The following is a 12318-nucleotide window of genomic DNA, read 5'->3' on the forward strand; positions in this document are numbered from 1 at the left end:
CGGTTACATTCCGAACCCGGAAGCTAAGCCTTTCAGCGCCGATGGTACTGCAGGGGGGACCCTGTGGGAGAGTAGGACGCCGCCGAACAATTTTTTCGGGAAAGCCCCGTGCCTTAAGGCACGGGGCTTTTCTGCGTTTTACGGTCGGTCTCCTGCCGCCGTCCTACGAAGGCGTCACCAGGCGGATGTCGTAGGCCAGGATGACCGCCTGCACGCGGTCCCGGCAGCCCGTTTTGGCGAGGATGCGGGTCACGTGCGTCTTCACGGTGGACTCGGCGAGGTGGAGTCGGGTGGCTATCTCCGTGTTGGACCAGCCCTGGCCGATGACCGTGAGGGTCTCCCGTTCCCGGTCCGTCAGCGCGGTGATGCGCGGGTCCGACGAGGTTGCCGGGGAGCCGGGTGCGGCCGGCAGGTGCTGGGCGTAGGCGTCCAGGAGGCGGCGGGTCAGGGACGGGGCGACCACGGCGTCGCCGGCGGCGACCGCGCGGATGCCGGAGAGGAGTTCCTCCGGCTGGGCGTCCTTGACCAGGAAGCCGCTGGCTCCGGCGCGGAGGCCGTCGTACGCGTACGCATCGAGGTCGAAGGTCGTGACGATGAGGATGCGGGTCCGGGAGCCCGACCTGATGATGCGGCGGGTCGCCTCGATACCGTCCAGGCCGGGCATGCGGATGTCCATCAGCGTGACGTCCGGCTGGTGTCGGGCGATCAGGTTGATGGCCTCGGTGCCGTTGCCCGCCTCGCCGACGACCGTCACGTCGTCCTGACTCTCCAGCAGCATGCGGAAGCCGAAGCGCTGCATCGGCTGGTCGTCGGCGATGAGTACGGTCGTCACTGCGGTCGGTCCTCCAGAGGGAGACGGAGGTGGATGCGCCATCCGCCGTGGTCCGGCAGAGGGCCGGCTTCGATCGTGCCGTTGTAGAGCGCCGCGCGTTCGCGCATGCCCATGATGCCCTGGCCGAGGGTGATGGCAGGAGCGTCCTGTCCATCCATGGGTGCGCCGACGCCTGTGTCCGTGATGGTGGCTTCGATGTGCGTCGGTGTGTAGGTGAGGGTCACCGTTGCGGAGAGAGGTGCGTCGGCGGGCGGGGAGGCGTGTTTGAGGGTGTTGGTCAGTGACTCCTGGACCACTCGGTAGACGGTCAGTTGGCGGCCCGGCGTGAGTGCGGCGTGCGGTCGGCCGGGATCGCCGTGGAGGTCCAGGGTTACGGGGAGGCCCGCTCGGCGGAGCTGGTCGATGAGGGGGGCCAGGTCGTCGAGGGTCGGCTGAGGGGCGCGGTCGGCGTCGGGGTGGTCGTCGCGCAGGACGCCCAGGAGACGGCGGAGTTCGGAGAGGGCCTGTCTGCTGGTGGTGCCGATCGTCTCCAGGGCCCGCGCCGCGCGTTCCGGGCTCTTGGCGGCCGCGTAGGACCCGCCGTCCGCCAGGCCCGTGATGACCGAGAGGTTGTGGCCGATGATGTCGTGCATCTCGCGGGCGATGCGGGTGCGTTCGGCGGCCGCGGCGAGGCGGGCCTGCTGGTCGCGTTCGTGCTCGAGTCGGTGGGCGCGTTCGACGAGGGCCTCGGTGTATTCGCGGCGCGTCCGTACGGCGATGCCCAGAAGGGCGACGAAGACCAACCCCCATACGTACGAGACGATTTGTTGGCCCCAGATGCCCGGGATGCTGACGGCGCCCGCGAGGAGCGGGGCGCAGAACACCAGCGCCGCCGTGCCGAGCGTACGGAGGGACGAGCGCAGCGCGATGTGGAAGACGGGGATCAGCTGGAGGAGGGCGGCCTGGACCACGGCACCCGTCCAGATGTTGACCAGGTTCACCGGGGCCGACAGCAGGAGCACGGTCATCGGGTGCGTGCGGCGCCACAGCAGCGGGAGCGAGAACCACAGGCTCATCAGCAGCACCAGCGGTTCCGGTGCGGTCACGTCCCGGGCCACGGTGCGCCAGCCGCCGGAGGTGTAGTCGAGGGCCGCCGCCACGGCCCAGAACGCGGTCACCGCCGCGTCCCAGACCCGTGGCCGGCGTCGGTCGAAGGCGCGGAGCCGGTCCAGTGTGCTGCGGATGGTCCGGGTGAGCGGGGCCGCGGCGGTGCCGGTCGCGTGGTGTAGGTCGTCGGCGTGGTCGCCCTCGCCTCGGTCGTCGTCCGTCACCTGCTGTTTCTTCCCCTTCTTCCTCTTCTTTCCCGGTCTCAGGCGTCCCGGCGGCGCAGTGTCCAGCCCGCCGCCGCCAGGACGGCCGCCACCCACAAGGAGAGGGCGAGCAGGGCCGTGGCGGGGGTCGCCGCGCCCGGGAGCGGTGTGGCGGAGCCGAGCGCTCCGGCGGCCTGGGCGGGAAAGTACCGGACGGCCTGCTCGACGGCCTCGTACGGGAGCATCCCGAGGATCTCGGGGAGGAGCATGACTCCGCCGACGAACGCGCCGACCGCGCCGGGCACCGAGCGCAGGAGAGCGCCGAGGCCGAGCGCGAGGAGACCCATCAGGGTGATTCCCGCCGCCGTGCCCGCCACGGCCCGCAGCACTCCCGGGTCGGTGAGCGAGGCCGCCTGGTCGGTGTCGTGGAGGAAGAGCTGGGCCGCTACGAAGGTGATCAGCGCCGTCGTGAACATCAGCGAGAACGCGGTGGCCGTGAACACCGCCGCCTTGGCCCACAGGACCGGTAGCCGGGCCGGTACGGCGGTGAGGGAGGAGCGGATCATGCCGGTCGCGTACTCGCCGGCGGTGACCAGGATGCCCAGGACCACCAGGCACAGCTGGCCGAGCATGCTGCCGTACAGGGTGAGGATGACCGTGTCGACGTCGGAGTCCCCGCCGCCGGAGGTGTACGTCCCGCCCATGATCAGGCCGACACCCAGGATGAGCGCGGCCGCTGCCGTCAGCGTGATCCAAGTGGAGCGCAGGGAACGGAGCTTGTGCCATTCGGAGCGGAGGACGCGGGTCTTGGTGATGCGGTACGGAGGTGCTTGCCGCGTGGCAGTGGTGGTGGCGTGTGGTGTCGTCGTGGTCATGCTGCGGCTCCGGTGAGGTGGGCGGGGGCCGTGGTGGCCGGTGGTTGTGAGCGGTGGTCGGTCGCGTCCTGGGTGAGGTCCATGAAGGCCTGTTCCAACGAGACCGTCTGCGGCGTGAGTTCGTGGAGGGTGATCCCGTGCGCGGCGGCGACGGCGCCGACGTGGGCCGCCTCGGTGCCGTGGATGCGGAGTTCGTGAACGGGTCCGGAGTCGGCGGTGGTTGAGGTGATCTTCACGTCCGGCGCGCTCAAGTGAGCTTTCAGCTCAGCCGGTTGTGGGGTCATGACCTTGACCGAGGCGCCGCCTGCCTGGCGGACCAATTCGTCGACCGTCGTGTCGGCGAGGAGCCGGCCTCGGCCGATCACGATCAAGCGATCGGCGGTGAGGGCCATTTCGCTCATCAGGTGCGAGGAGACGAGGACCGTACGGCCTTCGGCGGCCAGCGACCTGAGCAGCGTGCGGATCCAGAGCACGCCTTCCGGGTCGAGGCCGTTGACCGGTTCGTCCAGGATGACGGTGGCCGGGTCGCCGAGGAGTGCGGCGGCGATGCCGAGGCGCTGGCCCATGCCGAGCGAGAAGCCCTTGACCCGGCGGTCGGCGGCTCCTGTCAGGCCGGCCAGTGCGATGACCTCCTCGACCCGGGCGCGCGGGATGCCGTGCGTGTGGGCCAAGGCGATCAGGTGGTTGCGGGCGGAGCGGCCCGGGTGGACGGAGCGGGCCTCCAGCAGCGCGCCGACCTGGGTGAGAGGTGCTCCGTGGGCGGCGTAGGCGCGGCCGCCGATCGTGGAGCGGCCGCGCGTCGGCGTATCGAGGCCGAGGAGCATGCGCATGGTGGTGGACTTCCCGGCGCCGTTGGGGCCGAGGAAGCCGGTGACCGTACCGGGGTGGACGGTGAAGTCGAGGTCCTGCACGACGGTTCGGTCGCCGTACCGCTTGGTGAGTCCGTATGCCTTGATCATGCGGTCGACGCTACGGAGCCGGCCCGGTGGTGGTCGTCCGACCGGGGGCGGGAGGTGGGCGGCGGTGTAGTACCGGGGTACGACGGGGTTGGTGGTCGGTGGTTTTAGTCGGTTGAGCCGTGTGCGGGCGGCGGGTGAGGATCGGGCCATGGACTATGTGATGCGTGCCGTGCGGGCCGAGGAGTGGCCGGCGGCCAGACGGTTGCGGCTGGAGGCGTTGCGGGATCCGGCGGCGCCTGTGGCGTTCCTGGACTCGTACGAGGCGGCGGTGGAGCGGCCGGACGCCTTCTGGCAGGAGCGTACGGCCGCGGCCGCCGAGGGCAGGGACGTACGGCAGTTCGTCGCGGAGTCGCCCGAAGGGGTGTGGGCGGGCACGGTGACCGTGCTGGTCGAGCGGCCCGGGGACGACGTGCGGTTCGGTGAGGCTCCCGCGGTGGACCAGGGGCATCTGGTCGGAGTCTTCGTCCGGCCGGAGGTGCGGGGGAGCGGGGTGGCGGACGCGTTGTTCCGGGTGGCTGTGGACTGGTGCTGGTCGCTCGCCGCGCCTCGGCTGGAGCGGGTGCGGCTGTATGTGCACGAGGACAACCCTCGGGCCGCGGCGTTCTACCGGCGGTTCGGGTTCGTACCGTCGGGACAGCGCATGCCGGTTTCGGCCGAACGGCCTGAGTGGGAGCTGGAGTACGTGATCGAGCGGACGTAGCCGGATTCCTCAGAGGGTGCCCGGCGCCGGCGCGTGCAGGTGTTGCTGCCAGCGGGCCCGGCCCTGCTCGCGGGAGCGGAGCAGGACGATCGCGGGCAGTCCCAAGTCCTGTCCGCTCGCCAGCAGTTCGGGAAGCTGAGGCAGCGGCGCCACGGCGGCCACGTCGTCCAGGACCAGCGTCATTGGTGGGTCGAGCCGACCGTCGGATGACCGTGCGGCCATGCGGCGGCCGTGCTCGACCACGTGTGAGGCGAGCGCGGTGAGGAGGGGCATCGCGCCGGGTCGGGTGCGGGGATCCTCGATGGGTTCACCGACCACATAGAGCGTTCCCCCCTCGCGGGCGAAGGAATCCAGCGCGGCCGCATCCGGTCGGTTGGCCGTGCAGGCCTCGCGGATGTGCACCGAGGAGAGGGCCGAGAAGGCCCGTACGTTCAACTCCTGCGCGACGTCCCGCCGTTCCGGGTACGCCGTGAGCGCGGACTCCAGGAGGCCGGCGAGGCCGGAGGCGGCCTTGGGATGCGTACGGAGGAGGCGTACGGGTTCGTGGGCGGCGGCGCCCGAGGCCCAGCGGGCGACCTGGCGGAACGGGCGGCCGTCCACCGCCGCGGCGTGCAGCCAGCACTGGAGGAGCGTCTGTGCGGTGTCGGCCACCGCCGCGTCGATCCTGGCCTGCGGGCGGACCGGGGCGAGGAGGGCGGCGGCGCGTACGGCGGCGGTGTCGGGGTCCTCGCAGCCGGTCGTGGGCGGCCAGTGGAGGCGGGCCGGGGTGTCGCAGAGGTGGCCGGGGTCGTAGACGAGGACCGGGCCGAGCTTGGCCCGGGCGTCCTTCGTCTCGGCCCAGACCGTGGGGTCCGAGGTGACGACGAGCGCGGGGCCCTCGGCGTCCTGGATGGCCTGGACGACGGTGGGGCGGCGGTCGGGAGCGGGGGCGTAGATGAGGAGGGGGGTGCGGGGGGAGGGGAGGGTGAGGGGGGTTTCGGGTGTGGGTTTGGATAGTGAGGGGGTGGGCGTGGGCGTGAGTGGTGTGGGGGCCTCGTGGGGCTGGTGCGGCTGGTGGGACTCGTACGCCTTGCCGGGCTCGTACGCCTCGTACGTCTCCTGAGGTGACCCGTACAGGCGTTCCTCGCGGCGTTGTTCTCGTACGAGTCGCCAACGGGCCACGACACCGAGCGCGAACACCGTCAGCACCACCAGCACCATCAGCTCGCCGATGAACAGGCCCCAGAACAGGCCGTAGCCGGAGAGCTGGGACGCGGGCGTGTGCGGCCAGGCGCCTGGGAGGTCCTGGGGTGCGGTGGCCAGTTCGCGGAGGGCGAGAGGGGTCTGGGTGAACGTGACGCCGCCCGGCCAGGAGCCGTGTGTGAGGAGGCCGGCCAGGCCGGTGGCCGTCCAGGCGAGCAGCGTCGCCGCGAGGAGGAAGCCGAGGAGCCCGACCAGCAGGCCGTCGGGGATGCCGCCGCTGGAGGAGTCCTCGTGGCGGCGGTGCCTCTCCGCTCGGCGGGCTCTTTCCGGTACGGGGCCGCGTGCCGGCCGGCGTGCCATGTCAGGCCACCGTGGAGCGGGACGCGTCGTCGAGCCGCTGCTGGTTCTCGATCCGGGCCGCCCGCTGCTCCGTCTCCAGCTCCGCGGCGCGGATGTCCTCGGGCAGCAGGTCGTCCGACGACCCCTCGGTCATGGCGCGGTCGGTGAAGACGAGGGGCCGTTCGGCTTCGGTGATCAGGTGTTTGACGACCTGGACGTTGCCGTTGACGTCCCAGACCGCGATGCCCGGAGTGAGGGTCGGGATGATCTCGACCGCCCATCGTGGCAGGCCGATGACCCGGCCGGTGGCGCGTGCCTCGTCCGATTTCTGGGCGTAGATCGTGCGGGTGGAGGCCATCTTGAGGATGGCCGCCGCTTCCTTCGCCGCGGCTCCGTCCACGACGTCGCTGAGGTGGTGGACGACGGCGACGAAGGAGAGGCCGAGCCGGCGTCCGAACTTCAGCAGCCGCTGGAAGAGCTGCGCGACGAAAGGCGAGTTGATGATGTGCCAGGCCTCTTCGACCAGGAAGATGCGCTTCTTGCGGTCGGGCCGGATCCAGGTGTGTTCCAGCCAGACGCCGACGATCGCCATCAGGATCGGCATCGCGATCGAGTTGCGGTCGATGTGCGAGAGGTCGAAGACGATGAGGGGCGCGTCGAGGTCGATGCCGACGGTGGTGGGGCCGTCGAACATGCCGCGCAGGTCACCGTCGACGAGCCGGTCCAGGACGAGGGCGACGTCCAGGCCCCAGGCCCGTACATCGTCTATGTCGACGTTCATCGCCTCGGCCGACTCGGGCTTGGGGTGGCGGAGCTGCTCCACGATGTCCATGAGGACCGGCTGGCGTTCGGTGATGGTCGCGGTCACGTAGGCGTGGGCGACCTTCAGCGCGAAGCCGGAGCGCTCGTCCAGGCCGTGGCCCATGGCGACTTCGATGATCGTACGGAGGAGGGCGAGCTGGCCGGTGGTGGTGATGGACGGGTCGAGCGGGTTGAGGCGGATGCCGCCGTTGAGGGCGGCGGTCGGGTCCAGGCGGATGGGGGTTATGCCCAGCTCCTGGGCGATGAGGTTCCATTCGCCGACGCCGTCCTCGCCTTGCGCGTCCAGGACGACGACCTGGCGGTCGCGGAAGCGGAGCTGGCGCAGGACGTAGGTCTTCTCCAGCGCCGATTTGCCGTTGCCGGACTCGCCGAGGACGAGCCAGTGCGGAGCCGGGAGCTGTTGTCCGTACAGCTGGAAGGGGTCGTAGATGTAGCCCTTGCCGCTGTAGACCTCGCGGCCGATGATCACGCCGGAGTCGCCGAGGCCGGGGGCGGCGGTGGGCAGGTAGACGGCCTGGGCCTGGCCCGTCGACGTACGGACGGGAAGGCGGGTCGTCTCGACCTTGCCGAAGAGGAAGGAGGTGAAGGCATCCGACACTGCGGACAGGGGGTCTCGCATGGCGTGGGTGCCCTCTCTGGTTGCGGGTCGGTTCGGTGTGCTGTGGGGGTGGCCGCGTCAGCGGCGGATGCCGGTGGCGAACGGGAGCGTGTTCACGAAGGCGCGGTGGTGTTCGCGGTCGCACCACTCCAGCTTGAGGTAGGACTTGCCGGCCGAGGCGCGGATCGTGCGCTTGTCGCGGGCGAGGGCCTCGGGTGAGCGGGACGACACCGTGATGTACCCCACCAGGTTGACTCCGGCGGCGCCGCTGGCGAGATCTTCACCCCGCTGGTCGAGCCGGCCGTGGGCGGCGATGTCGCGGGGGTCGACCGTACGGTTCATCTTGGCCTGGCGGCTGGCCTCGGCGTCGTCGTTGGTCTTCTCGGTCAGCATGCGCTCGATGGCGACCTCGGTGGGTTCGAGGTCCATGCAGACGGCGACCGTACGGATCACGTCGGGCGTGTGGACGAGGAGCGGGGCGAGGAAGTTGACGCCGACGGGGGTCATCGGCCACTCCTTCACCCAGGCCGTGGCGTGGCACCAGGGAGCGCGGGTGGTGGACTCGCGGGTCTTGGCCTGGAGGAACGTCGGCTCCACCGCGTCCAGTTCGGCGGGCCAGGCGTTGCGCTTGGTCATGGCCTGGATGTGGTCGATGGGGTGGTCGGGGTCGTACATCGAGTGGACGAGGGAGGCCAGGCGGCTCTGGCCGAGCGGCTGGCGGACCCGGATGTCGGCCTCGGCGAGGCGGGCGCAGATGTCGGTGAGCTCGCGGGCCATGACGATGGCGAGTCCGGCGTCGCGGTCGAGCTTGCGGCCGCCGTGGGGACGGGCGGCGCGGGCGATGGCGTTGGCCTCGGCGGCGAGCTCGCGGCTGTAGTGCATGCAGGCGACGAGGTAGGCGCGGTGCTGCTCGCTGGAGGTGGAGACCATGGACTGGAGCTGGTCGTAGGAGTCCTGGAGCCAGCCGGGTGCCGCCTTGTCGCCGCGCTGGGCGACGTCCTTGGCGTGGGCGTCGGGGTCGGCGGGGAGGGTGCGGGCGAGCATCTGGAGGCGGGTGACGAAGCCGTCGCCGTTGGCCACGTGCTTGAGGAGGGTGCCGAAGCGGTCGACCAGGGCTTCCTGGTCCTCGCTGTCGCGGAGGCCGACGCCGGGGCCCTCGATCTCGATGGCGGCGGTGACGGTGCGGCGGTCGGCGTGGAGGAGTACGGCGATCTCGTCGGGGCCGAAGGGTGCGGCGAGCCAGCTGATGCGGCCGATGCCGGGCGGCGGGCCGATCTCGACCTCGCGGCCGTCGACGCTGACGCCCGCTTCCATGACGCCGGAGCGGTAGGCGGTGCCGCGGCGCAGGGAGCGCTTGAAGCTGCGGTTGATCTCGAACCACTTGTAGAAGGTGCGGCCCTTGTACGGGACGTACACGACGGCGAGGGCCAGCATCGGGAAGCCGACGAGGCAGACGATGCGCAGGGAGAGGACGGGGACGAGGAGTCCGCTCATCATGCCGAGGAACGCGCCGACGATGATCAACGCGATCTCGCCGGACTCGCGGTTCTTGCCGACGATCGCGTTCGGCCGGGCGCGGCCGATGAGATACGTACGGCGGGGCGTCATCGTGTGGGACTGAGTCGTCAACGCCCTCCACCTCCTGTGCTCGAGTTACCTGTGGTGCCGGAGCCGCCTCCTCTGAAGGGGCGGCTGCTGTGGGGGGTGCCGGAGGTGGGGCCGGAGCCGCCGCTGCGGGGCGAGGGTGCGGCGGAGGGGGCGGATCCGCCGCCGCCGGAGGTGCGGGAGCTGTGGGCGGCGACGCCGCCGCTGACCGGGTTGGAGGGACGGGCGCCGCCTCCGCCGCCTCCGCCGCCTTGTTCGGTGCGGCCGCTGTGGGTCTTGATGCCCTGGGAGACGAGGGCGGCCGGGGAGCTGATGAGGGCGGCGGCCTGGGCACCGTCGGTGGCCTGCTTGCGGTTGGTGCGCGCGCCCTGGATCTCGTCGCCGAAGCCGGGGACGAAGCGGTAGATCATGGCGGAGGCGAAGATGGCCAGCAGGATGATGGCGAGGCCGGAGACGACGGCGGAGAAGGCGTCGGGGCCGTCACCGGCGGAGAGCGCTCCGGCGAGGCCGAGGACGATGACGATGACCGGCTTGACCATGATCACCGCGATCATGATGCCGGCCCAGCGACGGACGTGGCCCCACATGTTCTTGTCGACGAGGCCGGCGTAGACGACGATGCCGAGCAGCGCACCGACGTAAAGCAGGGCGGCGCGGATGACGAGCTCCAGCCACAGGACGCCGGCGGCGACGATCGAGACGAGCGAGACGACGATCAGCATGATCGGTCCGCCGCCGATGTCGGTGCCCTTCTTGAGGGCCTCGGCGAACGACCCGAAGAACACGTCGGTCTGGCTTCCGGTGGCGGTGGCGATGACCTCGGTGACGCCGTCGGTGGCGGAGACGATCGTGTAGAGGATCAGCGGCGTGAAGGCGGAGGCGAGGACGGTGAGCCAGAGGAAGCCGACGGCCTCGGAGATCGCTGTGGCGAAAGGGACGCCGCGGATGGCGCGCTTGGCGACGGCGAGGAGCCAGAGGACGAGGGTGAGGAAGGTGGAGGCCGCGAAGATGACGGCGTACTGCTGGCGGAAGGCGGGGTTGGTGAAGTCGACGTTCGCCGTGGATTCGACGGCCTCGCTGAGCTCGCCGACGATGTAGGCGGCGGCGTCGGCGCAGCCTTGGGCCAGGGAGGTGAGGGGGTCGGCGGGATTGTCGATGTCGGTAGGAGCGCGCGAACCGCTGCGGGCGTTCTCACCGTCCTCGCAGTAGTCCCGGGCGAGCCCGACGATGAGGTCGCACGGGTTGTCGCTGCCGCTGGGGGACGGTGTCGGGGTCGGCGTCGGCGTGGGATCCGCGGCGGCGCCCGGCGCCATGACGATCAGCGCGGCGGGCGCGAGACCTGCGGCGCCGACCAGCGAGGAGAGGCGGAATCGGCGGCTATCGGGCATAGGTGAAGCCTCCGTACGCATCGACCGCTGCGGCCATCTCGTCAGCCGTGGAGGCACGGTTGTCACCGTTGACCGGTGTCGGCCCCTCCGTCTGGCTCGACGATGAGATCTTCCAGTCGCCGCCGACCCACTTGAGCTTCTGCGAGATGGTGAACCAGGTCTCGGTGACCGGCTTGGTGGAGCTCTGCCCGGCCAGCCCCACGAGACCGGTGCACCAGACCTCCACGGTGGCGGTATCGGTCTCCATCTCGACGACCTTCGTACCGACCGGGACGGTCCGTGAGACGAAGGTCAGCCCGGTGGGTGTGCTGCCGTCGTCGTTGAGACCGACGTTCTTGTAGAACGCTGGGGAGTAGGCGGCGTTCAGGTTGTCCTGGAGCTTCTGGGCCACCGCTGGATCATGGGTCGCTTGAATGATGCCGTTGCGGGATTCCGCTTTGAACATCTCCGCCGAGCCCAGCGCGACCGAGTAGTTCGCCGCCGCGCTCTGCGCCCCCTGCTCGTCCTGGGCGAAGCCGGAGGCGATCGTTCCGTTCTTGCCCTGGACCGGCTTGGTGCCGGTGGGTGCGGTCGGATTGGAGCCCGCGGCCCCGGAGCTCTTCGCGCCCGGGGAGGCGTTGTCGTCGTCACCCGTGCCACCCCGGTTGGCGAAGGCGATCGCGGCGATGAGGAGGACCACCACACCGGTGATCGTGACGATGGAGCGCGAGTTCCGGACGGGCCGGCGGGTGTGCGGGTGGTCCGCGTCGCCGTCCGGGAGGCGCGTACGGGTCTGGCGGGTGCCGCCGAGGGTGCTGTACGGGTCGTCCGCGCGCCCGCCCTGGTCCATGCCGCGGTAGTCGTGGTCGTCGCCGGGACTCATGCCGCGTTCGCTCCCTCGGTCGTGCGCGATTCCGCGCAGGACGACGGTAGCTGTGCTGGTTGCCGCGTGAGCGCGGTGGAGTGACTCGACATCAGGGAGACGCAACCTCAGCCGGTGGGCACGACGGACGGATGGTGGGGAGCGGGCGGGGACGGCCCGGTGCGGGCTGGCCGACGGTGGGTCAGACAGCCATTCCGTACACGATGGTGAAGAGTGTGCCGAGCGAGCCGATGATGAAGACTCCGGTCAGGCCCGCCACGATCAGGCCCTTGCCCTGTTCCGCGCTGAACGTGTCGCGCAGCGCCGTCGCTCCGATGCGCTGCTTCGCCGCGCCCCAGATCGCGATGCCGAGGCAGAGCAGGATGGCGATCGCCATCACCACCTCGATCATGATGCGCGCCTCGTTGCCCAGCGTGCCGAACGGCCCCCAGTTGGGGGCGATTCCGCCGATGATGGTGGTGATGTCGCCCTTCTCTGCTGCCAGGATCATGTAAGTCACCGCCCCTGTTGGGTAGTTAGCTTTCCGTGCCCGTCTGGCACGGGTTGCCTTCTATCTTCGCTGATGAAACCGCCCTCGTACGACGCCTTCCCGGTCTCTTTACCCGGATCTCGCACGTTCGACCGACACAGCCGCCCTGACCTGCGGCTCGTCCCGATATTCACACACATACGCCTGGTTACTCTGTGTATCACGCGGTGTGACTGCGAGCAATGACGGTGGCCATGGGTTCCTGATGCGGTTGCAGCGTTCGTGGGGCACGACGTGTTCGTATGCGCCGTTCGAGGGCCGCCGGTGCGCCGGTGAGCCGGTTCGATGCGCCGTCAGAGCGGTCGGGCGCTGGGGGAGGTGGAGAGGCCGCGTCCATC

General features: G+C 70.5%; 11 protein-coding genes and 1 rRNA gene. 2 read left to right on the forward strand and 10 right to left on the reverse strand.

Annotation, left to right across the window (positions count from 1 at the left end; all coding sequences use genetic code 11):
• Positions 1-88, forward strand: a 5S ribosomal RNA gene (gene rrf, locus ABZ267_RS27330); the annotation flags it as partial.
• Positions 89-163: 75 nt separating this feature from the next.
• Here rrf and ABZ267_RS27335 read toward each other — a convergent pair.
• From ABZ267_RS27335 to ABZ267_RS27350, 4 genes are all read right to left on the reverse strand, one after another.
• Positions 164-832 carry a response regulator transcription factor gene (locus ABZ267_RS27335; RefSeq protein ID WP_356750825.1) on the reverse strand — a complete coding sequence of 223 codons (669 nt, stop codon included), beginning with the start codon at positions 830-832 and terminating at the stop codon, positions 164-166.
• A complete protein-coding gene (locus tag ABZ267_RS27340; protein WP_356751224.1) occupies positions 829-2055 on the reverse strand; it encodes a histidine kinase in 1227 nt (408 codons plus the stop codon). Before ABZ267_RS27340 ends, ABZ267_RS27335 begins: the two co-directional genes overlap by 4 nt.
• Positions 2056-2180: 125 nt before the next feature.
• Entirely contained in the window at positions 2181-2996 is an 816-nt protein-coding gene (locus ABZ267_RS27345) for an ABC transporter permease (RefSeq protein WP_356750827.1), read from the reverse strand.
• On the reverse strand, positions 2993-3955 hold the full coding sequence (locus ABZ267_RS27350) for an ABC transporter ATP-binding protein (RefSeq protein ID WP_356750829.1): 963 nt from the start codon (positions 3953-3955) through the stop codon (positions 2993-2995). The genes ABZ267_RS27345 and ABZ267_RS27350 overlap by 4 nt, the downstream gene beginning before the upstream one ends.
• A 148-nt stretch (positions 3956-4103) precedes the next feature.
• Here ABZ267_RS27350 and ABZ267_RS27355 point away from each other — a divergent pair, with 148 nt between their 5' ends.
• Positions 4104-4655, forward strand: a complete 552-nt coding sequence (locus tag ABZ267_RS27355; RefSeq protein ID WP_356750831.1) for a GNAT family N-acetyltransferase — start codon at positions 4104-4106, stop codon at positions 4653-4655.
• 9 nt (positions 4656-4664) lie between these two features.
• Here the strand turns inward: ABZ267_RS27355 and ABZ267_RS27360 are convergent, their stop codons facing one another.
• From ABZ267_RS27360 to ABZ267_RS27385, 6 genes are all read right to left on the reverse strand, one after another.
• Positions 4665-6197 carry a type IV secretory system conjugative DNA transfer family protein gene (locus ABZ267_RS27360; RefSeq protein WP_356750833.1) on the reverse strand — a complete coding sequence of 511 codons (1533 nt, stop codon included), beginning with the start codon at positions 6195-6197 and terminating at the stop codon, positions 4665-4667.
• Position 6198: 1 nt separating this feature from the next.
• Positions 6199-7617 carry an ATP-binding protein gene (locus tag ABZ267_RS27365; protein ID WP_356750835.1) on the reverse strand — a complete coding sequence of 473 codons (1419 nt, stop codon included), beginning with the start codon at positions 7615-7617 and terminating at the stop codon, positions 6199-6201.
• Between the two features lie 57 nt (positions 7618-7674).
• Entirely contained in the window at positions 7675-9225 is a 1551-nt protein-coding gene (locus ABZ267_RS27370; RefSeq protein WP_356750837.1) for an SCO6880 family protein, read from the reverse strand.
• On the reverse strand, positions 9222-10589 hold the full coding sequence (locus ABZ267_RS27375; RefSeq protein WP_356750839.1) for a hypothetical protein: 1368 nt from the start codon (positions 10587-10589) through the stop codon (positions 9222-9224). The genes ABZ267_RS27370 and ABZ267_RS27375 overlap by 4 nt, the downstream gene beginning before the upstream one ends.
• Positions 10579-11451, reverse strand: coding sequence for a hypothetical protein (locus tag ABZ267_RS27380; RefSeq protein ID WP_356750841.1), 873 nt, complete (start codon positions 11449-11451; stop codon positions 10579-10581). The genes ABZ267_RS27375 and ABZ267_RS27380 overlap by 11 nt, the downstream gene beginning before the upstream one ends.
• Before the next feature lie 181 nt (positions 11452-11632).
• Positions 11633-11941: a hypothetical protein gene (locus ABZ267_RS27385; RefSeq protein ID WP_015610155.1), complete on the reverse strand. Its 309-nt coding sequence runs from the start codon at positions 11939-11941 to the stop codon at positions 11633-11635.
• Between the last annotated feature and the right edge of the window lie 377 nt (positions 11942-12318).

Origin of the sequence: Streptomyces sp. NPDC006174, assembly GCF_040614075.1 — a bacterium.
GTDB lineage: Bacteria > Actinomycetota > Actinomycetes > Streptomycetales > Streptomycetaceae > Streptomyces.